This window comes from Salinibacterium sp. NK8237, from assembly GCF_015864955.1.
In the GTDB taxonomy this organism is placed as follows: Bacteria; Actinomycetota; Actinomycetes; order Actinomycetales; family Microbacteriaceae; genus Rhodoglobus.
Map to the genome: position 1 here is coordinate 1251078 of NZ_JADYWE010000001.1, position 24668 is coordinate 1275745.

22 protein-coding genes are annotated in these 24668 nt (G+C 59.5%); 4 read left to right on the forward strand and 18 right to left on the reverse strand.

Features of this window, described 5'->3' with window-relative positions:
- Positions 1–3: 3 nt before the first annotated feature.
- Positions 4–1548 (reverse strand): histidine ammonia-lyase, encoded by a 1545-nt coding sequence (gene hutH / locus I6E56_RS06115; protein ID WP_197136724.1) that lies wholly within the window; start codon positions 1546–1548, stop codon positions 4–6.
- A 79-nt stretch (positions 1549–1627) separates the two neighbouring features.
- On the opposite strand from hutH, the gene I6E56_RS06120 reads away from it, so the two are divergent.
- Positions 1628–2395: an IclR family transcriptional regulator gene (locus tag I6E56_RS06120; protein WP_197136725.1), complete on the forward strand. Its 768-nt coding sequence runs from the start codon at positions 1628–1630 to the stop codon at positions 2393–2395.
- Positions 2396–2449: 54 nt separating this feature from the next.
- Here the strand turns inward: I6E56_RS06120 and tuf are convergent, their stop codons facing one another.
- The 17 genes from tuf to I6E56_RS06205 all read right to left on the reverse strand — a co-directional run bounded on the left by tuf (position 2450) and on the right by I6E56_RS06205 (position 21498).
- Complete coding sequence (gene tuf / locus I6E56_RS06125; RefSeq protein ID WP_197106468.1) at positions 2450–3643, reverse strand: elongation factor Tu; 1194 nt, start codon at positions 3641–3643, stop codon at positions 2450–2452.
- A gap of 109 nt (positions 3644–3752) precedes the next feature.
- Positions 3753–5867: an elongation factor G gene (gene fusA, locus I6E56_RS06130; protein WP_197106469.1), complete on the reverse strand. Its 2115-nt coding sequence runs from the start codon at positions 5865–5867 to the stop codon at positions 3753–3755.
- Between the two features lie 89 nt (positions 5868–5956).
- A complete protein-coding gene (gene rpsG / locus I6E56_RS06135) occupies positions 5957–6427 on the reverse strand; it encodes a 30S ribosomal protein S7 (protein WP_009773140.1) in 471 nt (156 codons plus the stop codon).
- Positions 6427–6801, reverse strand: coding sequence for a 30S ribosomal protein S12 (gene rpsL / locus I6E56_RS06140; protein ID WP_197106470.1), 375 nt, complete (start codon positions 6799–6801; stop codon positions 6427–6429). The genes rpsG and rpsL overlap by 1 nt, the downstream gene beginning before the upstream one ends.
- A 335-nt stretch (positions 6802–7136) precedes the next feature.
- Entirely contained in the window at positions 7137–7976 is an 840-nt protein-coding gene (locus tag I6E56_RS06145) for a hypothetical protein (protein ID WP_197136726.1), read from the reverse strand.
- Between the two features lie 123 nt (positions 7977–8099).
- Positions 8100–8798 carry a hypothetical protein gene (locus tag I6E56_RS06150; RefSeq protein ID WP_197136727.1) on the reverse strand — a complete coding sequence of 233 codons (699 nt, stop codon included), beginning with the start codon at positions 8796–8798 and terminating at the stop codon, positions 8100–8102.
- Complete coding sequence (locus I6E56_RS06155) at positions 8798–9517, reverse strand: fimbrial assembly protein (RefSeq protein WP_197136728.1); 720 nt, start codon at positions 9515–9517, stop codon at positions 8798–8800. Before I6E56_RS06155 ends, I6E56_RS06150 begins: the two co-directional genes overlap by 1 nt.
- Entirely contained in the window at positions 9514–10554 is a 1041-nt protein-coding gene (gene pilM, locus I6E56_RS06160) for a type IV pilus assembly protein PilM (protein ID WP_197136729.1), read from the reverse strand. Before pilM ends, I6E56_RS06155 begins: the two co-directional genes overlap by 4 nt.
- Before the next feature lie 20 nt (positions 10555–10574).
- Positions 10575–11378 (reverse strand): A24 family peptidase, encoded by an 804-nt coding sequence (locus tag I6E56_RS06165; protein WP_197136731.1) that lies wholly within the window; start codon positions 11376–11378, stop codon positions 10575–10577.
- Positions 11375–13147, reverse strand: a complete 1773-nt coding sequence (locus I6E56_RS06170; RefSeq protein ID WP_231606257.1) for a hypothetical protein — start codon at positions 13145–13147, stop codon at positions 11375–11377. The genes I6E56_RS06165 and I6E56_RS06170 overlap by 4 nt, the downstream gene beginning before the upstream one ends.
- Positions 13144–13752, reverse strand: a complete 609-nt coding sequence (locus I6E56_RS06175) for a type II secretion system protein (protein ID WP_231606258.1) — start codon at positions 13750–13752, stop codon at positions 13144–13146. The genes I6E56_RS06170 and I6E56_RS06175 overlap by 4 nt, the downstream gene beginning before the upstream one ends.
- A gap of 89 nt (positions 13753–13841) precedes the next feature.
- Positions 13842–15224, reverse strand: coding sequence for a prepilin-type N-terminal cleavage/methylation domain-containing protein (locus I6E56_RS06180; protein ID WP_197136735.1), 1383 nt, complete (start codon positions 15222–15224; stop codon positions 13842–13844).
- A 147-nt stretch (positions 15225–15371) separates the two neighbouring features.
- Positions 15372–15794, reverse strand: a complete 423-nt coding sequence (locus I6E56_RS15255; protein WP_197136737.1) for a prepilin-type N-terminal cleavage/methylation domain-containing protein — start codon at positions 15792–15794, stop codon at positions 15372–15374.
- A gap of 300 nt (positions 15795–16094) precedes the next feature.
- Positions 16095–17336, reverse strand: a complete 1242-nt coding sequence (locus tag I6E56_RS06190; RefSeq protein WP_197136739.1) for a type II secretion system F family protein — start codon at positions 17334–17336, stop codon at positions 16095–16097.
- The gene (locus tag I6E56_RS15260; protein WP_304611011.1) at positions 17336–19327 is read right to left on the reverse strand and encodes a PilT/PilU family type 4a pilus ATPase; all 1992 of its coding nucleotides are present in this window, start codon (positions 19325–19327) and stop codon (positions 17336–17338) included. Before I6E56_RS15260 ends, I6E56_RS06190 begins: the two co-directional genes overlap by 1 nt.
- Before the next feature lie 21 nt (positions 19328–19348).
- A complete protein-coding gene (locus I6E56_RS06200; protein ID WP_197136741.1) occupies positions 19349–21019 on the reverse strand; it encodes a GspE/PulE family protein in 1671 nt (556 codons plus the stop codon).
- Positions 21020–21111: 92 nt separating this feature from the next.
- Positions 21112–21498, reverse strand: a complete 387-nt coding sequence (locus I6E56_RS06205) for a hypothetical protein (protein WP_197136743.1) — start codon at positions 21496–21498, stop codon at positions 21112–21114.
- Positions 21499–21738: 240 nt separating this feature from the next.
- On the opposite strand from I6E56_RS06205, the gene I6E56_RS06210 reads away from it, so the two are divergent.
- Genes I6E56_RS06210 through I6E56_RS06220 form a run of 3 tightly spaced genes read left to right on the forward strand, consistent with a single transcriptional unit; the run spans position 21739 to position 24610 of the window.
- On the forward strand, positions 21739–22401 hold the full coding sequence (locus tag I6E56_RS06210; protein ID WP_197136745.1) for a response regulator transcription factor: 663 nt from the start codon (positions 21739–21741) through the stop codon (positions 22399–22401).
- Positions 22398–23615: a sensor histidine kinase gene (locus tag I6E56_RS06215; protein WP_197136747.1), complete on the forward strand. Its 1218-nt coding sequence runs from the start codon at positions 22398–22400 to the stop codon at positions 23613–23615. Before I6E56_RS06210 ends, I6E56_RS06215 begins: the two co-directional genes overlap by 4 nt.
- The gene (locus I6E56_RS06220; RefSeq protein WP_197136749.1) at positions 23612–24610 is read left to right on the forward strand and encodes a hypothetical protein; all 999 of its coding nucleotides are present in this window, start codon (positions 23612–23614) and stop codon (positions 24608–24610) included. Before I6E56_RS06215 ends, I6E56_RS06220 begins: the two co-directional genes overlap by 4 nt.
- Positions 24611–24668 lie beyond the last annotated feature (58 nt).

Consider the following 24668-nt stretch of genomic DNA (forward strand, 5'->3'; position numbering starts at 1 on the left):
CCCCTAGCTGAGTTCGGTAATAGTGCGTGCGGCGGACAAGAGTGCGCCCGACTGCACAAGCGCAACGCTCGCCGCAATGTCGGGGGCCAAATAGCGGTCGGGCCCTGCGGCGGGAACGTGCTCGCGCAGGTTCGCGATCACCGCAGCCGACACCGGCGACGGTCGCTCGCCACGCATCTCGATCCCGCGTGCCGACGTCAGCAACTCGATGGCGATCACACGCGACAACCCATCGATACTGCGGCGAAGCTTCAAGCCAGCGCTCCACCCCATCGAGACGTGGTCTTCCTGCATCGCGCTCGTCGGAATTGAATCAACGGATGCCGGAGCCGCCAACCTCTTCATCTCGCTGACGATTCCCGCCTGGGTGTACTGCGCGATCATGTGCCCAGAGTCCACCCCGGGATCATCGGCCAGGAACGCGTTGAGCCCGCCGCTGCGATTGCTGTCAAGGAAGCGGTCAGTGCGACGCTCGCTCATGCTCGCAACATCGGCTGCAACGATCGCCAGAAAGTCGAGGGCATAGCCAACCGGCGCCCCATGGAAGTTGCCGTTGGATTCCAGCCGGCCATCCACCGTCACCACGGGGTTATCGATCGCGCTCATGAGCTCACGGTCAGCCACTTGACGCGTGTGGTTGACCGTATCGCGGGCCGCGCCATGGACCTGGGGCGCGCACCGCAACGAGTACGCGTCCTGCACCCGCGTGAAGCCGCTCGCGGCGTGGGCCGCAATCGTGTCGGAGTCGCGCAGCACTGCACGCATGTTGGCCGCCGACTGCGCCTGGCCCGGATGAGGCCGAAGGGCGTGCAGGTCCTCCGCGAAGACTCGGTCGGTTCCCGCCAAACCCTCCACGCTCATGGCAGCGGACAGGTCGGCGGTGGTGAGCAACGCCTCAAGATCAGTAATCGCCAGCGACAGCATGCCGAGCATCCCATCGGTGCCGTTAATCAACGCCAAGCCCTCTTTTTCGTGCAAAACGACCGGCGTAATGCCGGCGGCTTTCAGCGCAGCGGATGCCGGCAGCTGCTCCCCCGCAACGCGCACGTCGCCTTCGCCCATCACGGCAAGCGCGCAATGCGCGAGCGGAGCGAGGTCTCCGGAACAGCCGAGGCTGCCGTACTCACCAACGATGGGGGTGATCCCCGCGTTCAGCAGAGCCGCGTAGGTTTCCGCGACGACAGTCCGCACGCCGGTGCGCCCGGTGGCCATCGTAGAGAGTCGCAACAGCATCGTCGCCCGCACCATTTCGTCGGCGATCTCAGCCCCGGAGCTTGCGGCGTGACTGCGCACGAGTGACCGCTGCAGTTGCAGGCGCTGCTCGGGGGCGATGTGCTTCGTCGCCAGCGCACCAAAACCGGTGGAGACACCGTAGTGCGGGCGCACGTCGTCGGCCAACGCTTCAATCACCGCACGCGACGCAACCATCGCGCTCGTCGCTTCGGCCGAGATCGTGACGGGTGCACCGTGGCGCGCGACCGCCACAACATCGGAGATGCTCACGGCGCCGACGCCGATGGTCACTGTCTGGCTGGAGGCTGAGGTCATCATCCCAGTGAACGCGCATCACCCCTCCACCACGAGTGGATAACGCGATATGGTGTCTGAAATACCAGACAGGAGCCGCGTGTCCAACATTCCTGCCGCGCGCAACACCATGGCCGTGCTGCGTCACCTCGCGACCCGCAGAGGGCCTGTGCCCGCCTCCGCTTTGGCGCGCGAGCTAGCGCTCCCCCGGTCATCCGTCTACCAACTGCTCACTGTCATGATCGACGAAGGATTCGTGGTGCATTACCCCGAAGACCGCACCTATGGGTTGAGCTCCCTCGTCTCCGAGATCGGCACGTCTGCGCTGCGTAGCGAAAGACTCTCCACTCTCGCGAGCCCGCTCATGCGGAGCCTCGCGGCTGAAGCCCCGATCCCGGTCGTCGCGCACCTTGCCGTGCTCAGCGGTGCCGATGTCAGTTACGCCGCTCGAGTGCAAGGAACCCGAGCGCCCACCACTGTTTCGGCTGTCGGCGTGAAACTTCCCGCGCATTTGACCGCGACAGGGCGAGCGATGCTCGCGCAGCTCACGGCCCCGCAGGTGCGAGCCCTCTATCCCTCGCGCAGCACCCTCACTCGGCGCCAGACCGCCGGGCCGAACACGCTGGCTGAACTCGACCGGCTACTGGCTGCGACTCGTGAGCGCGGCTGGGCCAGCGAAGTGGGCGACATCACTGCGGAGTACGCCTCGGTGGGCGCTGCGGCGTTCGACCGCAACGGCTATCCTTCGGCAGCGATCGGGCTCACTTTCAGAACGGATGCCGTCGAAGACCAGTGGGACGAGCTCGGCCAGGCCACAATGGCCGCCGCTCGCGCCCTCACCTCGCGGCTCACCGGCCGCGCTGGTTAAACGACGAAGGGCCGAGCCTTTCGGCTCGACCCTCGTCGTAATTAGTTACTGAGCTTACGCCAGAACCTTGGTTACCTTACCGGCACCTACGGTACGTCCACCCTCACGGATGGCGAAGCCGAGGCCCTCTTCCATGGCGATGGGCTGAATAAGCTCAACGGTCATGTCAGTGGTGTCGCCAGGCATAACCATCTCGGTGCCCTCAGGCAACGTGATGACGCCGGTGACGTCGGTGGTGCGGAAGTAGAACTGCGGACGGTAGTTCGCGTAGAACGGGTTGTGACGCCCACCCTCATCCTTTGACAGGATGTATGCGGTTCCCTCGAAGTTCGTGTGAGGAGTAACGGAACCAGGCTTAACAACAACCTGTCCACGCTCAACATCTTCACGCTTGGTTCCACGAAGAAGCAGACCACAGTTCTCGCCAGCCCATGCTTCGTCGAGCTGCTTGTGGAACATCTCGATACCAGTGACCGTGGTCTTCTGGGTCGGACGGATTCCAACAATCTCAACGTCAGAGTTGATCGAAAGCGTTCCACGCTCGGCGCGGCCCGTAACAACGGTTCCACGACCAGTGATCGTGAAGACGTCTTCAACCGGCATCAAGAACGGCTTGTCCTTGTCGCGGATGGGGTCAGGAACGTTCTCGTCAACAGCATCCATGAGGTCGAGGATGGACTGGGTCCACTTCTCGTCGCCCTCAAGAGCCTTGAGACCTGAAACCTGGACAACAGGAACGTTGTCGCCGTCGAAGCCCTGGCTGGAGAGGAGTTCGCGAACCTCGAGCTCAACGAGCTCAAGGATCTCTTCGTCATCTACCATGTCGGACTTGTTCAGTGCAACGAGCAGGTAAGGAACACCAACCTGCTTCGCGAGCAGAACGTGCTCGCGAGTCTGAGCCATCGGTCCGTCGGTCGCTGCAACCACGAGGATTGCACCGTCCATCTGAGCTGCACCGGTGATCATGTTCTTGATGTAGTCAGCGTGGCCCGGAGCGTCTACGTGTGCGTAGTGGCGCTTGGGGGTCTCGTACTCAACGTGCGAGATGTTGATGGTGATACCGCGTTGACGTTCTTCCGGAGCCGAGTCAATCGACGAGAAGTCGCGCTGCACGTTCGTCGCCGAAGGGTACTTGTCAGCAAGTACCTTCGAGATCGCTGCCGTGAGCGTGGTCTTTCCGTGGTCAACGTGACCGATGGTTCCGATGTTTACGTGCGGCTTGGTCCGCTCGAACTTGGCCTTAGCCACTGTGGGTCCTCCTCAGGACTCGGTTGCTCTGCACCCGACGACTTTTCACTGCCGAATGTTTCGCAAGTTGGTGTGTATCTATGTTAGTTGCGCGCTGGTAGTGCGGCGATTACTCGCCCTTGTTCTTTGCAACAATCTCGTCAGCTACCGCGCGGGGAACCTCAGAGTAACTGTCGAACGTCATCGAGTACACCGCACGACCTGAAGTCTTGGACCTCAAGTCACCGACGTAGCCGAACATTTCCGACAGTGGTACGTGGGCGCGAACGACCTTTACGCCGGTCGCGTCCTCCATGGACTGGATCTGTCCGCGGCGACTGTTAAGGTCACCGATGACGTCTCCCATGTACTCCTCGGGAGTACGAACCTCGACCGCCATGAGCGGTTCGAGGAGAACTGGGTCAGCCTTGCGCGCTGCCTCTTTGAATGCCATGGTTCCCGCGATCTTGAACGCCATTTCTGACGAGTCAACATCGTGAGCAGCACCATCGAGGATGATTCCCTTGACGCCGACCATCGGGAATCCTGCGAGGATTCCGACGTTCATCGATGCCTGGAAACCCTGGTCGATTGAGCCAATGTATTCACGAGGAATACGGCCACCGGTGACCTTATTTACGAATTCGTAAATCTTGTCGCCTTCAACCTCCATCGGCTCGAGCGAGATCTGGACCTTAGCGAACTGTCCCGATCCACCCGTCTGCTTCTTGTGGGTGTAGTCGTGCTTGTCCACAATGCGGCGGATGGTCTCGCGGTACGCAACCTGCGGCTTACCAACGTTGGCTTCAACGTTGAATTCGCGCTTCATGCGGTCCACGAGGATGTCGAGGTGAAGTTCACCCATTCCCTTAATTACCGTCTGGCCAGTTTCCTGGTTCTGTTCGGTACGGAACGTGGGGTCTTCTTCAGCGAGCTTCTGAATAGCAATACCAAGCTTCTCTTGGTCAGCCTTCGTCTTCGGCTCGATCGCTACCTCGATCACGGGCTCAGGGAACGTCATCGACTCGAGAACGACCTGGTCGTTCGGGTCACACAGCGTGTCACCAGTCGTGGTGTCCTTGAGGCCAATGACGGCGTAGATGTGTCCAGCGGTGACGCTGTCGACAGGGATTTCCTTGTTAGCAGCCATCTGGAAGATCTTTCCGATGCGCTCCTTCTTGCCCTTGGTGGAGTTAGCTACAGCTCCACCAGAGTCAAGGTGTCCCGAGTACACGCGAATGTACGTGAGGCGACCGAAGAAGGGGTGCACAGCAACCTTGAAGGCCAGAGCCGAGAACGGCTCCGAAGCGTCGGGCTTGCGGATGATGATCTTGTCTTCATCGCGGGGGTCGCGTGCTTCCATGGGAGGCACGTCAACCGGCGAAGGAAGGTAGTCAATAACAGCGTCGAGCATCGGCTGAACGCCACGGTTCTTGAAAGCAGAACCACAGAGAACCGGGTAGATCTCGCTGTTGACGGTGAGCTTACGGATCGCAGCCTTGATCTCAGCAACGCTGATCTCTTCGCCGGCGAAGTAACGCTCCATGATGGCATCGTCGGTCTCAGCGACAACCTCGAGAAGAGCGGTGCGGTATTCCGCAGCCTTCTCCTTGAGGTCTTCGGGGATCTCTTCGATGGCGTACTTGGCGCCCATCTGAACGTCACCCTTGGAGTCGCCGCGCCACGTGAGTGCACGCATCTCAACGAGGTCTACAACACCCTCGAACTCAGACTCGAGTCCGATGGGGAGCTGAATAACGAGGGGACGAGCACCGAGGCGCTTCACGATGGTGTCTACCGTGTAGTAGAAGTCCGCGCCCATCTTGTCCATCTTGTTGACGAAGCAGATGCGGGGAACGTCGTACTTGTCGGCCTGGCGCCAGACAGTCTCTGACTGCGGCTCAACGCCCTCTTTACCGTCGAACACAGCGACTGCACCGTCGAGAACGCGGAGCGAACGCTCCACCTCAACCGTGAAGTCAACGTGGCCGGGGGTGTCGATGATGTTGATCTGGTTTTTGTTCCAGTAACAGGTAACAGCAGCGGACGTGATCGTGATGCCACGTTCCTGCTCCTGCTCCATCCAGTCAGTAGTCGACGCACCATCGTGAGTTTCACCAATTTTGTGGTTTACACCCGTGTAGAACAGGATGCGCTCAGTCGTAGTGGTCTTGCCGGCATCGATGTGAGCCATGATGCCAATGTTGCGGACCTTAGTCAGGTCGGTGAGCACGTCCTGTGCCACAGGTTCCTCCGAAGTTTGTTGGTGAAGCGAGAATCTCAAGAGTGAAGCGAGCCAGACAGCGTCTGACCCGCCTCACTGCGAGGTGCTGACTACCAGCGGTAGTGAGCGAATGCCTTGTTCGACTCGGCCATCTTGTGGGTGTCTTCGCGGCGCTTTACAGCGGCGCCAAGGCCATTCGATGCGTCCAAGATCTCGTTGGTGAGACGCTCAGTCATCGTCTTTTCACGACGACCCTTTGCGTAGCTCGTGAGCCAACGCAATGCGAGCGTGTTTGCGCGGTGCGACTTGACCTCAACAGGAACCTGGTAGGTCGATCCACCGACACGACGCGACTTGACCTCAAGGGTCGGGCGAACGTTGTCGAGAGCCTTCTTGAGAGTGACTACGGCGTCCTGGCCGGTCTTCTCGGTAACGCCTTCGAGTGCTCCGTAAACGATGCGCTCTGCAAGGCCCTTCTTGCCATCAAGAAGAATCTTGTTGACAAGCTGGCTGACAATGGGGGCGCCGTAAACCGGATCCGCGACTACGGGACGCTTTGGTGCTGGTCCTTTACGAGGCATTACTTCTTATCCTTCTTCGCGCCGTAGAGGCTACGAGCCTGCTTACGGTTCTTAACGGCCTGGGTGTCGAGCGCTCCGCGAACGATCTTGTAGCGAACACCGGGGAGGTCCTTTACACGACCACCGCGGATGAGCACCATCGAGTGCTCTTGAAGGTTGTGACCTTCACCGGGAATGTAGGCCGTGACCTCGGTACCGTTAGAAAGCTTGACACGAGCAACCTTGCGAAGAGCCGAGTTCGGCTTCTTCGGAGTTGTTGTGTAGACGCGCGTGCAAACGCCGCGCTGCTGCGGGTTGGACTTAAGGGCGGGAGCCTTGGTCTTTACGACCTTCGGCGTGCGTCCCTTACGCACCAACTGCTGAATGGTGGGCACTAAATTACTCCTTGATTTTGCTGCACGGTGACAGCGTCATGATGGTTAGCATTCGACGTTCTTTTCAGAACATCGAGTTCATCTGGACCCACGCGCCCACCGAACTGATCGGTTGGTTTGCGGGTATGCCGTGGGGGCCAACCGGAAGGTCGAACCCTGTGGTGTGGAGTGACTCGCACCTAAGCCCCGCGTGAACGGGAAACCTCGAGAGGCATGACTTAAGCGCACGACAAAGCGCACACCTCAGAAAGAATAGCCCCCGGGATAGGCCGGGGTCAAATGGTCACAGCCCACACGCAGCCTCCAGAACAGGGCACGCGTGCACGGCAGAGACTTTAGCGCTGAGCAGCAGTTTTCTCTGCGAGCTCGGCTTCCCACTTCGCCCGAGTATCGAGGTTGCGCTGCGTGACCTTGCGGCCACGTCTAGCGACGAGCGCGCCCGTCCACAACGAGACTTCACGGCCCAACAATCCAGCGGCAATAATCAGCGGATCAGCCAGCGCTCTGAGGAACATGGCGTGCGCCTGTTCCGGAGTGTTCTGGATAACGCCGTTGATAAGCAAGAGCGCGCCGACGGTGCCGAAGTACACGACAAGCCCGACGATGATGCTCGAAAAGACGTGTGCCGCCCATCCCGCACGATTGACAATGAGCGCAATCACGATGGCTCCGAGCGCGAAGAATGCGACCGGAACGTAGAACGATGGCGCCTGCACGAAAGCGACCGCGACTCGGCCGGATGCTGCTGCACCGATGATCACGACGGCGATCGCAAAAACAATTGCGAAGGCGAGCGTGGACGCTAGCGCGATGAAAACACCAAATCCACGGTTGCCCGCGACCTTGGGAGGCGTCGGAGCAGTGACGTACACGACGCGAGGCTCGCTGGATGCCGCGGCTCCCGTCGTCTCGGCCACTACAGGCTCGGGCTCGGCGATGATTTCGGGCTCAACAGTAAGGGGGCGCTCGACAACGGGCTCTGCCTCAGCTTCGAGCGTGACGTCGTCGTACACAGCGGACTCCGTGGATGCCGCCGGCGTCGCAGGATCCGCAATCGGATCGACAAGAGGTGTCGCAGGGTCAGACGCTGCGGGGGTCTCGTCGACAACCACAGCATCCTCAATGTTGTCGTCGTTCTCCGGTGAAGAACCACGCTCTACAGATGGATCGGTCATGACTGATGCCTCCTCGTGCACGTGACTGATCCGCCCAGTCTACCGAAGCAACTCTCAGAAACGAGAAGAACGCCACGACCGAAAGGTCGTGGCGTACTTCTCAATATGAATTGGCGTGAACGACTAGTTCACCACTTCGCCGGATACTGAAGCGCTAACAGCGCCAACGTTGCTGCTCAGAACATAGACAGATCCGAGGAGCACCATATCCGCCACCCCATCATCCGAGTCCGCGTCGACCTGGACCGAGCTGACGGAGAATGCGCGTTGATTATTCTGCACGCTTTGGAGGAACTTGTTGACGTCTTCGAATGAGCCGGTGACCTGAATACTCACGTCTAAAGCCACAAGCCCTGCCACTGACGACGTCGTTGGCGTAACAGGAGCCACAGGCTCAGCCACCTCGGTGTCAGCGTCATCAGTTTCAGATTCATCATCAGCGGCTTCCGTCGATGTGTCTACAGCCTCAGTTGGAGCGAGCGCTTCAACTGCAGTGACATACGCAATCGACTCGATCTGGACTCCCGCTGCCGCAGCAAGGCTCTCAAGTTGACTCGCAAATACTGATGAGTTGTGGCCTGAAGGAACGATCTTGTTAAATTCCTCAAGATCGGCAAACAGGCTGTCTGAATCTTCAGCCAACGCTTTAAGAGCGTCGAGTTCGGCCATTTTCACCTGGTTCGTGGCTTCAACAGTGAGGAGTTCATTGTCAGAATCTGACGCTGCCGTCAGTGCTGGCGACACCCCTACAACGTATCCAAGCAACAGAATGAGCAAGACGGCGACAACCGCAACTACATTCCACAATCGCGTCATTGTCATCAGCCAGTCTCCTCTTCGCTCGTAGATTCAGCCGTCTCGGCGTCTTCGGGAATTTCTTCAAACCTGTGAAGCAGCGCCTCGTCGCCGACAAATACTGAGACGATCGCGGCGTACGAACCATCATCTTCGTTTGCCGAAATTTGGGTGACCGAGCCATCTAACAATCCATCGATAGTTGGTGCCTTGCGCAGCCAGACATCGATAGCAGCGAGCGTCGGTGCCGTCACGCTAACCGAAAGCAAGCCGATCGAATCTGGTTCGATCGGTGACAGCGACTCAGCAAAGACCTGCAACGGGTTGGCGGTCTGAAGGCTGTATGCCGTGATCGTCATTCCGCTACTGAGCTGAGCGTCCAGCGCTTTTATCAGTGTTTCGGTTGAGATTTCAGTCGAGGTGATAAACAGCTGAGCTGCCTCTGCTGACTTCAACTGGGCGGAAGCGACACGAACTTCTTCGTACTGCCCCTGCTGTTCAATGAGCGAAAGCGTCAGCGATCGGGCATTTTCGAGTGTCGCCGCTCGCTGGAGTTGGTAGATATTGGCGCCGACGGCCACGAGTACAGCGATTCCCAGAGCGATGAGAGCGACAAATATCGCGCGCCCCCGAGCACTGGCTGCTGCCTTCCGTTCCCCGACCTCGGGAGGAAGCAGAGAAACGAGCGGCGGATAGCCGAAAGGCACCTTGACTTCGCGCCGAGTCACCGGCTTTTTCTCGCTCATGCGGAGACCCCCATAACCAATCCCAGAGCAACAGACATATCTTGAGGTTCGCCGGTTCCCCGAAGACCGCGGCCGACGGTGGTCAGGCTGAACGGATCAGGCTGCGTCGTCGGCAACTTGGTGAACTCGGCGACCGTTTCAGTAAGGCCAAGCAATCGTGATCCGCCGCCGCTCATCACAATGCGATCAATCGCGCGATTGTTGTGGGCGTTTTGGAAGTACTGGATCGTGGCTCGAATTGCCAGCAAAGTTTCGTTCACGAGTTCGAATGAGACCTCGAGTGCGGGACGCTGTTCTGCGGTGGCACGAGCAGCAACAACTCCGACTGAACGCTTAATCGCTTCAGCGTCGCGAGTCGAGATGTCTAGACGCTGCGAAATGCCCTTCGTGATGTCAGCGCCTCCGTTCGGCAACAGCCGAACGAAGTGCGGAACATGGCCGTCGAGCGCGACGAGCGCCGTTGTCGCTGCCCCAATATGAACGAGCAACGTCGTGGCGTTCGCTGTCTCTGGACTTGAGAACAAACGAGTCAATGCGAACGGAGCAAGATCAACGTTCTTCGGCTGGAGTCCCGCCGCGATCGCCGCGTTCACGTTAACGAGTACCGGTGCCTTGATCGCAGCCACCAGCATCCCCTTGAGCATGGGGCCGGTCTCGCCGGCCACTTCTGCGGACGGGTAGAAATCGAGGAGAGCGTCTACAGCAGGAACCGGAAGAAGGTCTTGCACCTGAAAAGGAAGTGACTCGCGCACCTGGTTAAGAGGAAGGCGAGGAACAGTGATGTCCCGAGCAAGAACTTTCGAATTTCCCACTCCGAGCACGACGTCTCGTGTTTTAAACCCTCCGGTCGACCACAGTTTGCGGATCGATGCAGTGACGGTCGCCGAGTCGACGACCTCGCCGGAACGCACTGCCCCCTCAGGCAGTGCCACTTCGCCGTAGCGCACGATCGTTGGTTTCTGAGTGTTTGGATTGTCGACTTCCACAGCACGAATTGCTGTAGAACCGATGTCCAGCCCCACTAATTTCTTTCCCATTTCTCCCCCTAGGACGGTGGTCAGCTAAGACCGACCGCCGCCATATATCCGTTCCAAATTTGCGCACCGAACGCGATGCCGACCCAGGCGCCCGCGATCATCCACGGCCCGAACGGAATCGCCGTTCGTCTGCCGGCTTTCTTCCTGAGCATCAGAATGATGGCAAACAAACCGCCAAGCAAGAATGCGGCGAAGGCTCCGACCGCAACAACTTCCCAACCGAGCCACCCCAAGTAGAGCCCCAGAACGGCGGAGAGTTTGACGTCTCCCATTCCCATTCCCCGCGGCGACACCAGAGCGATAATGAAGTAAAACACGAACAATGCCAGTGCGCCGAGAGCTGCAGTAGCGAGCGCGCTCCAGTTGCCTGTTCCCGCACTCGCAATGCCCAAGAGTACGAATCCAACTATCAACGACGGCAGAACAATCTTGTTCGGAAGCGTCTGGGTATCGAGATCGATGAGCGTGAGCGCGATCGAAATTGCCGCGAGGTATAAGAATGCGGGAAGCGCCCAGACCAGAGCAGTTTCTGCTCCAATTGCTGCAGCCACAACGCCGAATGCCACCGCGGTCCCCGCTTCGACGAGCGGATACCGAGCCGCGATTGGCTCTCCGCAGTCGCGGCAGCGCCCGCGGAGAATGAGCCAGCTCACGACAGGGATGTTGTCGTAAAAGCGAATCGTGTGTTCGCATCGGGGGCACGCGCTCGGCGGCGAACTTAGCTTCTCGCCTCGCGGGAGTCTCCAAATGACGACATTCAAGAACGAGCCAACAGCTAAACCGAGAAGCGCGGCAAATACAGTGACAAAAGTGGTCGCGGTCATGGGGTCGCTACGCCGGCGGAGTCGTAGGCGGAATCCACCTCAATCCACACGTTGATTCCATAAGTTGTCGTCACCGGCGAGAGGAACTTGGGCGGTGCCAAGTAACGGAAGCGGCTGTCATAGTTGTAGTCCTTGATATAGCCGCCACCGTAGCTAATGATTCCACGGAACTTCTGGGCGATCGCGCCGTTGACGGTCAGCACTCCCCTAGCGTCACCGGTTGGGTTTTGTGTTGCGAAGGTGTGAGCCACAGAGAGGATAGCGGCGTTGATCTCGCGCCCCGCGTTCTTATTGCCCAACAACGACTTATTGCTTGAGTTGACTGGATTCCAGACCCACACAGCATCGTTTCCGACGAGACCCAAAATGTCGTCATCGTCATCGTGGTATGTGATATCGCCTGTCACATAGATGTAGTGCTCGGCGGACAGCGTTGTTTGGCCATTGAGCGTGCCTTTGACGAAGAGATCGCCCGAACGGCAGCCGTACGACCCAGCGGCTGCGACCTCGCTGGTCATCGGGTAGCCGATTCCATTGCCATTGCCGTTGGAGTCTTTGCTACCCGACGCTCCGACACACGTCAGCGTCTTTTTGGGGCTCGAGGAGATCGTGGGATACGCGTTGCTCGCCCAGTAGTTGGGGTCTGTACTTACGCTCGGCACGTTCTGAATATAGATCACGTTGTTCGATGGAAGCGTAAAGGTCGCGCCACCGACAGTGTTCATCGCAGCGACATTCCCACATTCCGAGGGCGTCGAACCCGAAGTCGCGGGCGATCCTACGATCTGGGTAACCTTGGTCCAGGGCGAGTACACGGTGATTGTGCCGTTGGAGTTAAGGGTGATCGATGTCGGCCCCGTGTAGAGGCAACCGGGACGGGGAACACCATCACTCGTAAGGTCTGACCGGGTTTCCCGCAGGTGCTCAGAGTTGGTTGCGGGCATCCCAATAACGGGTGCGGTGCGAGGGTAACCGGCGAGATCGAAGGTTTGACCACTGCAATTTTGCGAGTTTGAATTCTGGGCGTTGTACTTGATCGCGGAGGTGTTTGTGGGGGAATACCCCGTGGTCACTTCACCGCGAAAACGCGCATCACAAATGCGAATCGTGTCGTTGGAATGTACCGGTCCGTCGATGTCATCATTTGATCCGAATCCGATCTCACCGCAGTTACTACCACGACCGGCCCACCAATACTTGACGCACGTGCTTGCTGCGTTGGAGAAGGCAGGATCTTGAATTTCGTAGTCAGTGAAGTAGAGGAAATCGATGAAGCCCTCTTGACGAAGATCGGCAACGATGGAACGAGTTTCGTTGCCCACTTTTCCGGTTGACCGGACACGCACAACACCGTTGTCTGCATAATCCGAGTTATCGACCTCGTAGCGATAGGAAGCTTCGCCATCACTGCCCTGAACCGTCGCCCACGGTTCCGTGGATTCCGTGTTGAAAGCCGGGTTCTCCAAGCTGACGTCGGGGAGAACAACGCTGCTGCCGGTGCTGATGGTGTAGTCAGCGTCAGGGTTTCCGTAGCGAATGTACGAAGTGTCCTCTGACAGCCGGCTCTTGTAATCTTCGATGCCGGCATAAGCCGCGCTCATGGCAGCTGACCACTGCTGCGTGGTCGTTGCCTGACGGAACCCAGTCGTCGAGTAGACGACTGCGGTGGTAACCAAGAGACCGAGCACCACTGTGATACCGATCACCATCGGCAAAGCAGCACCGCGATCTCCGCCTAGACGTGCTCTAAGTAGGGTCAGCATGGTCATTGTCCAATTCTCGAGGTGCCCAAGTTAGGGATTCCCACCGTGTTTTCGATCGTCGCGGGACTAGCCCCGCCGGTTGCGTCACTCTGCACTGTCATTACCACTTTTACGGCGGCGATTGACGGAAGCAGCGATGTGGGCACCTTGCCCGACACCGGCAAGATTTCATTGCCCGACACATCGAGATAGGTGAAGAGTGCGCCGGTCGAGGAATCGAGATTGCGTGAAATTGTTCGCTCGCTCGTGGCATAAGAGGGAAAGCTGAAGTAGCCCAAACTCGACTCCGTCGCATCCCAGCGCCGCTCGATGAGCGTGTGAGAGCTCGTTACTTCGAATTCGACTTGAAGGGGTTCAGGATCGAGAGCGTCCGTGTCTAGGTAGGTGCTGAGTCGGGCCAGATTCGGCTTGGCGACAGTGAAGACAGGAACGTTGGTGTCGGTGCCACTCTGGGTGAGCTCGGTGCCGGAACGAATAACACGGGTCAGTTCGTTCATCGCAACGCTCACCGTGTTGGAGTTGTTCGACGTCGCTTGGTCGTCGGAAAACGACCGGGTGAAGGCCACAAAGATTGTCATCACCATCGCCAAAAGCATGGTCATGAGACCCATAGTGACAATCAACTCGCTGAGAGTGACCCCTGCTTCGTCCCGTCGAATTCTTTCGACACGAGCGAAAAGTCTCTTTCGGGCGCCACGAATCATGATGCCACCCGCGGATCTACTGTGACGATGCCGGTTGTAGAGGTTCCGCCGCCGAAGATCGGGTTGAGCACGGCACTCAAGCCCGAGGAAGTCCACCCGGTGAGCGCGCCATACTTTTGAATCTGCCAGGTGCCGTAAGGCAGCGCGATGCTGTTTGTCGTTGAGGAAATAGTGCTGAAGTACAACGTGGTTCGGGCGTCACAGCCCGGATCCCCACTATTTGCGACGGGGGCAGCGGGAACTGCGCGAATCGTCGCGCCACTCATGCCAGAGACTTCAACGAGCCCCATGGGAACGACGGCAGTAACAGTGCCGCCGGGATTAGCGGCGACGGCCTCGGCAGCGGGCGAGGCATACGTGACTGTGCCCACGAGTTTGTCCGGCCACAGCGCCGTGTTCGGCGACAGACACGTTGCTACCGTGCTGGTCGGGTCGGCCGACTCCGGAATATAGGTTCCTGCCATCGACACGTAGCCTGACCGCCATGGGAAGAGCTTGACCGTTCTGCTGAAACTCGTCGAGCTCGTGCTCGTCGTATAAGTGCTGTAGGTGCTCACAAACGACGTTGCCATGTCCTTAGGCATCTGCGCTTTAGACGGTGTCGATGCGCTGACGTACTTGACGGCAAAACTTGCAGCCTCGTCATAGTTGAACGACATCGAGGATGCCGAACCCGCGGTCACCTTGGCGAGCTGGCTTGGCACCGTGGACTGGCCGGCCTCGGTGATGTAGTTCGTTTTGGAAACAGTGACGTTGTAGTTGCCCGGGGTGACCTTGAGAATAAAGGTGCAGCCTTGAACGTCAGTCGCTTTGATGGTGGTGGAAGGCGTTTGGGCTCCGGCAGACGGAGAGGCAGGTGTTGCGCTCACGGTCACTCCCGAGACACCCTCGCCGGTTCCACCCAGAACGGAAACCAAGATAGTGCCCAGGGCGGGATCGTTGATGCGCTCGGACGGAGCGAGAAGGGTGTCCGCGCTCACCGGCGAAGTACCTTCGCGCATGTTGGGCCACGATACTTCTACGTTGATTCTCTTGTAGCGCAGAGCGCCGGTACCAGTGCCACACGCGGCGGAGGCGACGTCTGAGGAGACCCACTCAGTAGTCCGCGTCACGGTGTAGTCGTCGCCGTTGATGGGCACGACGCGAGTGGCATCGAAAAGGTTGAAGACTTCGTCGGCTGCGCGAGCGAGGTCGATTTCTTCTGCAGCCAAGTTGGCGGCAACCACCCGGGCGCGATTGTCGCGCGTGGTGGAAAGAACAGTGGTGAGGGTGTGAAGCACACCCAGTGAAACAACCGCGAAAATGATGATCGCGATTAGCACCTCGAGCAGGCTCATTCCGGCTTCGGAGCTGCGCAGGCGTCGGAGAACCTTGTGCATGATGAGCCCTTTCGTTCGGGTAGTTAAGGGTGGAGCAGTGCGGGTGTTCCGAGAGGAATGGGTTTCCTCGGGAGAGCGATCACTCTCCGGGTGCGAAAACGGGGCGCCGCCGCTTGGCGACGCCCCGTCTCGTGGATTTAATTCAGACTACGGGGTCGGAGCGGTGACGCCGGTTTCGCTGTCGTACGTAAGGCTCAAATCATCGTAGAGATCGTGAGTTCCAACAATCGTGTACCCGTCGTCAGCTCCACCCGAGGCGGAACTCTGCGCGGCGATGACGAGATCTACGTTCTCGGTCGGCTGGTAACCGAAGTCCTGAGCCGTGGTCTCGGTGAGACCGTTGTAAGAGCCACCCTTCGAAATCGCATACGTCTCGGCAGCGATAACTGCGTTGGCGATGTCGGACTTGACCTGAGCTTCCCAAGCGCCCTGGCGCTGGTTCAGGAAGAAGGGGATGGCGATCGCGGCAAGGATGCCGATGATCAGTACAACAACGAGGAGCTCAACAAGGGTGAAGCCCTTCTGGTCGTTCTCGAGGTCGTTGCGCTTGGTGCGCAGTGCTTCATGCATACGTGAAATCATTTGGATTTTCCTGTCTAGTGTTCGGATCTTGGACAGGGGCCCCCAGAAAAAATTAGCTTCTCAGCCCCCCACAAAAAATACTCTCAACATGTGGGCTAGCTGAGAATCCCACAAACGGGGGTGAACTGCCCGTATTCTGCCCCCAGTCTGAGGGGGTACACGCGAGTCGCAGCAGTTTTTGCGCCCACTTCAGGGGTAGATGCCGGCTCGTTAAAGGCCAAACGGGGGCATCACGACTCGGGTCGCGACGCCCCCGCTTGGGGCTGCTAGGTGTCTATTGGCTAGGGACTACTTGATCTGATCGAAGATGGCGAAGATGGGCATATACAGAGCGATAACCATCACACCGACGATCGCACCGATAACGCCGATCATGAGCGGCTCAATGAGCGCTGTGAGCTGTTCTGTAGTTTTCAGCACCTCGTCGTCGTAGAAGTCAGCAATCTTCGAGAGCATGACTTCCATAGAACCGGAGTCTTCACCGACGGAGACCATTTGGGTCACCATCGAAGGGAACACCGACTCCCGCATGAGGGGGGCGGAGACTGATTGGCCTTGACGTACGGCGTCCGCCACGCGTCGCAGGGCTTCCTCAATCACATAGTTTCCCGAGGTCTCGCCCACGATCGAGAGAGCCTGCAGAATTGGAACGCCGGCGCCCAGCATCGTGCCGAAGTTTCGAGTAAATCGAGAGATGGAGACCTTGCGGAAAAGCGGCCCAAACACGGGCATCCGAAGCTTCCACGGGTCAAGGAACTTGCGCACGCGTTCAGTGTGCTTGTTCTTGCCCCACCACACTGAGAACGCTATCCCGCCGACCACCAGCACGGGTGCGATGAACTTCATCGCCGAGGATGCCCACACGAGCATTTGAGTGAGCAGCGGAAGCTCTCCGCCGAGGTCAGCAAACATCTGCTCAAAAACGGGAACGATGAAGAGCAACATGCCGACCACCGCGGCGATCGCCATAATCAACACCACGACCGGGTAGGTCAGTGCCGATTTGATGGTTCCACGGAGCTTCACTTCACTCTCGAAGTTGTTGGCAATCGACTCAAGCGCGTTGTCGAGGAATCCGCCGGTCTCACCCGCCCGCACCAAATGGATCATGATCGGAGGGAACACGGTCGCATGCTTAGCGAAGGCATCCGATAGCGTGCCACCGGTCTCCACCTCTACCCGGATTTCACCCAGCGCTTTGGCTAACGTCGGGTTTTCAGTCTGCTCCGACAAAATCACGAGCGCTCGGATCAACGAAAGACCTGAAGAGATCATCGTCGACATCTGACGGCTCATCACCGCGAGATCGTCAAGCCCCACGCCCTTCTGCAGGAAGGAGATGTTGATCTCCTTGTTAATACCTGTGCCACCGCCAGCCTCGGTCACGGAGATCGGGCTCACACCCATGGAGCGCAGCCGTGTCAGAACCTGGTTCTCGTTAGCGGCGTCAATGCGCCCCTTGACGACCTTGCCGGCTTGATCGCGTGCCTTGTAGTCGAATGACTTCGTCGTGGATGCTGTTGCAGCCATTAGTGACTCACTCCCGAGCTTTCGCCCATCAGGCGGTGCATTCCCTCAGGGTCGTGCGCCTTTGCCATGGCAGCCTCTTCGGTGATTGCACCCGACTTGGCCAAACCAGCGAGATGCTGATCCATGGTGTGCATTCCGGTGCCACGCCCCGCCTGCATTGCGGACGGGATCTGGTAGATCTTGCCCTCACGAATGAGGTTTCCGATAGCCGGCGTCATCGTGAGCACCTCGGTGGCCGCAACACGGCCCTTGCCGCTGGCGCGGCGCACGAGTGTCTGGCAGACGATGCCTTGGAGCACTGCTGCGAGCTGGGTGCGCACCTGGCCCTGCTGGTGCGGCGGGAAGACGTCGATGATGCGGTCAACGGTTTGCGCGGCATCCTGAGTGTGCAGGGTTGCGAACACAAGGTGACCAGTTTCTGCTGCGGTAAGAGCAATAGAGATCGTTTCGAGGTCTCGAAGCTCACCGATCAGAATCACATCGGGGTCTTGACGCAGAACGTGCTTGAGCGCCGCCGTGAACGAGTGGGTGTCACGGCCGACCTCGCGCTGGTTGACCAGCGACTTCTGGTTGCTGTGCAAAAACTCGATCGGGTCTTCGACCGTGACGATGTGGTCGGCGCGGGTGCGGTTCACAAGGTCGATCAGCGCAGCGAGCGTTGTCGACTTTCCCGAACCTGTAGGTCCCGTGACGAGAACGAGTCCACGCGGCAGGCCAGCAAACTGGCCGACCGACTCCTGAATTCCTAGATCTTTCAGTTGCTTGATCTCCGTCGGAATGATTCGGAACGCGGCACCAAGGTTTCCGCGATCCATGTAGAAGTTCACCCGAAAACGAGCAGCCTCAGAGAGTTCGAAAGCAAAGTCGAGCTCGAGCACTTCGAGGAACTGCTCTTCTTGTTTCTTGTCGAGGATGCTGAACAAAGCTTCGCGCGTGCGATCTTTATCCCACTCCCCCATGCCCTTCAGCGGCTGCAGCCCACCATCCAACCGGATCATGGGAACGGCACCGGACGAGATATGAAGGTCAGAAGCGCCGGTGTACACAACCTCTTTGAGAGCATCGAGCAGTTCAAGACTCGATCCTTCGCGTGCGGTGAGCTCCATGTCGGGGCGCACTTCGCGGGCCTCTTCAACGATCTCAGGTACAGCCAGCAGTTGCGACTCCCGAGACTGTTGAGGTTCTGCGGCACCAAAGCCACTCGTGAAGCTCAAGAGCCCCTCGTCAGATCCGGGCGGCGGGAAGTTCAGCGTGCCGTCAGCCTCGGGTGCGACATCAGGAAGATCGAGCAATCCGCCATCGGCGGCCGCCGACTGTGTCGGGAAAGCCATCGTGGGAGCATCCATCGGCATCTCAGGGAGAATCTCGGTGGGATTCTCGCCGGCACTCGACGCATCCTCGGTGAAGTACGGAACTTCTGCCGCGCTCGGCGAAGGGATGGGCGGTGCCTCAGCGACAGGCGCAGCTTCTGGCGCGGGCATCGAAGCACCCGCAGCGGAGGTTGCCGCTGATGTCTGAGACATAGCGCCGGCCGCAGCCTGGCGGAAAAGTTCGTCGAGAGAGTCGATCGAGGTGACGGGTTCGGTTGCCATGCGGCGTGCGCGACGCCCGCCCTCGGCAGCAGCATCCGCTGCTGGCGCAGCTGCGGGCTCAGCCGGAGCCTGCGCCGCGGGTGCAGGTGGTGCTGGCGGTGCCGAAGCGGCAGAAGTGTCGGTGCTCTTGATCGAGCCAGAGGGCGGCGGGATCGTCGGAAGCGGCGATGCCGGCACCGTTGCGGCCGAGGCCGATGGTGCAGCGCCCGTCTGCGCCCACTCAGGGAACGACGATGCTGCTGACGCCTGCGGGCTGCCAACACCGGGAACGCTTGTTCCGGGTGTGGGCGGTGGAGCATCCGTCGGCACACTCTGCGCCGATGGCGCACTCTGCCCCTTCGGTGTGAACAAACTTTCGTCTACTGATTGCGACGGGATGTCATAAATCCGCTTAGCCATAATTCCCCCAGGTACTTCGTCTTATGCGACGACGCGCAAAATCTCTTCGATGGACGTCAAGCCCAGCTGAGCCTTCGCCCAGCCATCCATGCGCAGAGTGCGCATCCCCTGCTCGATCGCGACGCGGCTAATTTCCGCGCTCGACGAACGAGCAACAGCGAGACGTTCGATCTCTTCGGACACTGCCATTACTTCATGCAGTGCAATACGACCGCGGTATCCCGTCTTGGAACACACGGTGCACCCCACGGGTGCGTACAGGGTCGGCATCGGACCTTCTGGGTTGAAGCCGACCTTCAAGTTCACGAGATCCTGCGGGTTATGAACCGCAGGCTGCTTGCAGCGATCGCAGAGGCGTCGCGCAAGTCGCTGAGCGACGACACAGTCGATAGCCGAACCGACCAAGAATGGCTCGATGTCCATCTCGATCAAGCGGGTGATAGCGGCAGGTGCGCCGTTGGTGTGCAGGGTGCTCAGCACGAGGTGGCCGGTGAGGGCGGCTTCGATCGCAATCTGCGCCGTCTCTTGGTCTCGGATCTCACCGATGAGAACAACATCCGGGTCAGAACGCAGAATCGAGCGCAGCGCACTAGCGAACGTGAGCCCCGCCTTCGGGTTCACCTGCACCTGGTTGATGCCCGCCATGCGGTACTCCACCGGGTCTTCGACCGTAATGACGTTGATCTCCGGGCGAGCAACGGCATTAAGGGTTGTGTACAGCGTGGTCGACTTACCGGAACCCGTAGGACCGGTAACGAGGATCATTCCGTAGGGCTTGGAGTACGCCTCTTTGTAGATTGCGGCATTGTGCTCGAGCAAGTACAGCTGGCTCAGATCGAGCGTTGTGTTCGAGTTATCGAGAATACGCATGACGACTTTTTCGCCGTACACGGTCGGCAGCGTCGCGACACGAAGGTCGATCTTCTTTTGACCATGGATGACCGAAATACGGCCATCCTGAGGCTTGCGTCGTTCGGCAATATCCATCTCAGCCATGATCTTCAGTCGCGAGATCACACCGTTCTGGATCTGACGCGGAGCGCGCTGCATCTCGTGAAGAACACCGTCGATGCGGTAGCGAACGCCGAGGTCATGCTCACCGGGTTCGATGTGAATATCCGAGGCCTTGTCTTGGATGCCTTGGCTGATGAGCAGGTTCACGAAGCGAACGATAGGTGCGTCGTCTTCGGTCGGCTCGTTGGTGGAAGCGAGGGCAACATCGGTGGATGTCGCTTCTTGCTCAAGTTCGTTGGAGAGGCTCGAGAGTTCACCGTCTGCGCGGTGGAACCGGTCGAGTGCCGTCTGCAGGTCGCTGCGCTCTGCAACAACGACTCGGATTTGGCGCCCCGTTGCCGAGCGGATGTCATCGAGCGCAAAGATATTGCCGGGATCAACCATGGCCAAGACGAGGTATCCCTCGCTGAAAGCGATGGGCAAAACCTCGTGCCGGCGGCAGATCGCAGCAGGTGCAAGCGCTACGGCTTGGTGGTCGACCGCGAAGTCGACGAGTTCTACGAACGGCACTCCGGCCTGCGCAGCACGCGCGGACGCGAGTTGTGCCGGCGAGATAGTTCCGCTGTCGAGTAGATTTCTGACGAGGGCTTCCTCATCAGAGTGTGAAGTTCCTACAGAATCAATGCTCTCAATCGGCATCATTCCGCGAAGAATCAGTACTTCAGCAAGTGTTGTCACGCGTGCCTCCCCCCAAGGTCCTAGCGGAGTCCAACGCTAATCGACTCACATCAGCATCACTAGACCCACTTGTGAGGGGTAGTCAGGTCGTTTCAGGAAGCCCATTCGCCGCGAGTCGCAGCATTGAGTGCCAAATTGATGTTCTTTTCGATGTAAACAGCCAATCGCGGCAACGCACACTCCGTCATGACGTCGGAGATGTCTTGCGCGTGACGGTGAGCACACGCTTGAACCGTGGATCGCGCAGCGGCAACACAGGTTGAGCACGGCTTTGTCGAACGCGCGTCTACGCCGCGACAGTGACGCTCCTCGTGCAACGAGATAGCGACTTGGAAGGTAACGAGCTCCAACGTCTCCACAAATGAATGGATGAGATCGTGCGGCCACTGACCGCGGCGGTCAATGACAGCGAACTCGGATTCACGGCACGCGACACAACCCGCTTCTGTGCCGGGTGCAGGGCTGCGCCACTCGGACACCATGCGATACCAACGGTGAAGAGAGCAGTCAATGAGATCATTTACAGCGTGGCGGTTCACAAGCCTTCTGCCCCCTAATTAGTCGTACAAACTGATCGTGTCACTGGGTGCCCACTTTCGACAGTCGTCACTATCAATGACACCCGTTTGGGGGACAGACAGAAAGTTCCGGTACATTTGTGCGTGGTAACTGCAATTCTTTTCCAACGAAACGCTTACCCTGATCCGAACGGGGCACCATTGACAACGCAGGACCAATCGCCCCGCACCTACCGTGTCGGGCACGTAGACGACCACGAAACAGTGCAGCTCGGCTTTGCCTCCCTGCTCGCCAACTGCGCGGACATCACCCTCCTCGCCTCCGCTTCACGAGTGGTCGAACTGGAGCCAGTCATAGGCCTACTCGACCTCGTCGTGCTCGACGTGCGCCTCTCCGACGGCAGCAACGTCGAACAGAACGTGGCGTGGCTGCGCGAGCGCGGAGTCAATGTCTTGGTGTTCACCGCAGCAGACAACGCCTCTGAAGTGCGTGCGGCATCCCGAGCGGGCGTGCTTGGCATTGTGCGCAAATCCGAATCACGCGATGCCATTGTGGATGCTGTGCGCGAAGCAGCGCTTGGCAATCCTGTCGTGACTACCGACTGGGCTGCTGCCCTCGACTCTGACCCAGAGCTTCCGGCTGCCGGCTTGAGCCCGAAAGAGCAAGAAGTGCTCGCCCACTACGCCTCCGGCGATAAATCTGTTGCGGTGGCCCACCGCGCTGGACTCTCCACGAGCACCGTTGCTGAATATGTGCGCCGCATCCGCCACAAATACGCGATGGCAGGGCGCCCCGCGCACACCAAAGTCGACCTCTATAAGCGCGCGGTAGAAGACGGCCTGCTGCCTCCTCCTGCTTCATGAACACGAGCAGCCGTGTGAACTTCCGCGTCGGGCCGCCGGCGTCGGTCGAGGGTGCCGAGCTCGGGGTTGTTCGCAGCATGACTACGGTTCTCGCGGCAGCGACCCTGCTGTTCTTGGCGCTCACGGCAAGTTCCTTTTTCGAACAAGCACAGTACGCCTACCCGTATTGGCAGTTCGTCGCGGGACTCGCCGTGTTCGGAACACCCATGCTCATGGCGGCGGTAGCTCCCTGGAGTTCGCTTCACCAACTTCGCATTCTCCACGGGGCATATGCGGTCATCTTCACGGTAGCGGTGCTCAGCTGGGTGCCCGCGTTCATCAACGGACCGATGCCACCCGAGATGGCCCCGTGGACCGTCGGCCTGACCGCGCTCGGCACTGTTCCTGCGGCCATTGCGTGGCGACCGGTCGTAGCGTGGGCTTTTTTGCTCGGCAACTCCTTTGCTATCACGCCCATCCGCATCCTCGCCGACGGCGGCGCCGATGTCTCTCTCGCCGTGCAATTCGCGTTCTTCACGATCACGGTGTGCGCCGCTTTCACCGCGGTGGCTACCGTGGCGATGGGTGCTGGGCGTGAAGTGGATGCCGCAACGGCCGCCGCTCGCACGTCGACCATGCGTGCCGCAGCGCTCACCGCTCGTGGAGAAGAACAGGCTCACCTCGATGCGCTCGTGCACGACGAAGTGATCGCCACAATCTTTGCCGCGGCCGGTGCCGGGCGCAGCGATTCTGCTTCGACCCGGCTTCAGGCGGCGCGCACCATCTCCCGCCTGAGCGAGCTCAAGCACGCCACCGCGAGTGTGCCCGAGCTGATTCATATCGACTATCTCATTCAGGGCCTCACGACATCGATCAATGAGACGACGGATGCCGCCACCTTCGCTGTCGAAGGATCACGACGAGAACCGCTCCCCTCGTCGATCGCGAGTGCGCTCATCGAAGCCACCGTCGAAGCTCTGCGCAATAGCGTTGTTCACGCGGCAGCCGCGGCTGAACCTGTCAGCCGTGCCGTACTCTTGCGACTCGCTGCCGACCGGGTGGAAATCTCCGTTACCGACGATGGCCAAGGATTCGATCCACACAGTGTTCCCGCGAACCGGCTTGGAATCGTGGTCAGCATTCTCGGTCGGGTGCAGGCACTTCCCGGCGCCTACGCCACCGTCGCGTCGCAGCCCGGCGATGGCACGCGCGTGACAGTGGGGTGGACCGAATGAAACAAGACGCGACTCAATCGCGGCGCCTAGAGCTGCCTCAAATCACTGGCCGCGGCGCCCACCTGTTGATCTGGATCTACTTCGTCACGATGTCAGCCCTCGCGCTACTCGCCCTGGATGACGTGCGGTCCCCTGTGCCCGTCTACGTATCAATCGGGATATTCGCCACCATCTGGTTCGTTCTTACGCGAGACACTCAACCCCGGGTGGGCACCGGCGTGAGCGTGTACGTCATTGTCGCGAGCGTCGCCGTTTCTGCCATCTCCTCCGACAACGCCATCACGGGAGGGTTCTCCCAGTGGTACGTGGGCGCCGGGGCCATCGCCATGTTCTACCTCAGCCTGCGCCACCGCGACCTGCTCGCGTGGATCGGCTTCGCCGCGATCGGCGCCACCGTTATCGTGTGGGGTTTTACGACTGACGACCGGCTCATCGAAGCAATCGTGCTCGTTGCCCGCCAAGCACCCTTCGTGCTGGTCGGGTCTCTCTTCTCTCTGGGCATGCGCCGCACTAGTCAGCGTTTAGACGGCATCCATGGGGCGGAAACCGCACGGGCCGCCGCTGAAGCCGCCGCTCTTGCGCGCACCGCAGAACGCTCACGCCGCCTGAGTGCTCTCGACGCCGCGGTGGGGCCCCAACTGCAGCGCATTGCGGATGGCGTCGAGTTGACGACTGCGGAACGCGACGAACTCCTCATCGCGGAAGCTCGCTTGCGAGATAGTTTGCGGGCCCGCCAGCTCGATTTGCCCGAGATCGTGGCGGCAGTGCAGCGCACCCGCCGCCGCGGGATCACCGTGGTACTCCTCGACGACCGCTACCCGCTTCCGCTTCCCTACGGCACGCTGCCCGTGATCACCGAAGCCGCAGTGCGGATTCTTGACGCCGCCACCACCGGCGCGGTCACGATCCGTTTGCTGCCCGCTGGCCGGCCACTGCTCGCCACGCTCGTGGCGGATGACGACGAGTACTCCCGCATCGAGATTCCGTCGCTCTAGCGGCCAACTTCAGTCGCACGACAAAGGGCCCCCGTCGCAATGACGAGGGCCCTTCGTG

Bases quoted from the DNA above. Each gene is read 5' to 3' on its own strand.
- hutH (WP_197136724.1), bottom strand. From the start codon at position 1,548: ATGACCTCAGCCTCCAGCCAGACAGTGACCATCGGCGTCGGCGCCGTG.
- rpsG (WP_009773140.1), bottom strand. From the start codon at position 6,427: ATGCCTCGTAAAGGACCAGCACCAAAGCGTCCCGTAGTCGCGGATCCG.
- I6E56_RS06145 (WP_197136726.1), bottom strand. From the start codon at position 7,976: ATGACCGATCCATCTGTAGAGCGTGGTTCTTCACCGGAGAACGACGAC.
- I6E56_RS06150 (WP_197136727.1), bottom strand. From the start codon at position 8,798: ATGACAATGACGCGATTGTGGAATGTAGTTGCGGTTGTCGCCGTCTTG.
- I6E56_RS06155 (WP_197136728.1), bottom strand. From the start codon at position 9,517: ATGAGCGAGAAAAAGCCGGTGACTCGGCGCGAAGTCAAGGTGCCTTTC.
- pilM (WP_197136729.1), bottom strand. From the start codon at position 10,554: ATGGGAAAGAAATTAGTGGGGCTGGACATCGGTTCTACAGCAATTCGT.
- I6E56_RS06165 (WP_197136731.1), bottom strand. From the start codon at position 11,378: ATGACCGCGACCACTTTTGTCACTGTATTTGCCGCGCTTCTCGGTTTA.
- I6E56_RS06170 (WP_231606257.1), bottom strand. From the start codon at position 13,147: ATGACCATGCTGACCCTACTTAGAGCACGTCTAGGCGGAGATCGCGGT.
- I6E56_RS06175 (WP_231606258.1), bottom strand. From the start codon at position 13,752: ATGGGTCTCATGACCATGCTTTTGGCGATGGTGATGACAATCTTTGTG.
- I6E56_RS06180 (WP_197136735.1), bottom strand. From the start codon at position 15,224: ATGCACAAGGTTCTCCGACGCCTGCGCAGCTCCGAAGCCGGAATGAGC.
- I6E56_RS15255 (WP_197136737.1), bottom strand. From the start codon at position 15,794: ATGCATGAAGCACTGCGCACCAAGCGCAACGACCTCGAGAACGACCAG.
- I6E56_RS06190 (WP_197136739.1), bottom strand. From the start codon at position 17,336: ATGGCTGCAACAGCATCCACGACGAAGTCATTCGACTACAAGGCACGC.
- I6E56_RS15260 (WP_304611011.1), bottom strand. From the start codon at position 19,327: ATGGCTAAGCGGATTTATGACATCCCGTCGCAATCAGTAGACGAAAGT.
- I6E56_RS06215 (WP_197136747.1), top strand. From the start codon at position 22,398: ATGAACACGAGCAGCCGTGTGAACTTCCGCGTCGGGCCGCCGGCGTCG.
- I6E56_RS06220 (WP_197136749.1), top strand. From the start codon at position 23,612: ATGAAACAAGACGCGACTCAATCGCGGCGCCTAGAGCTGCCTCAAATC.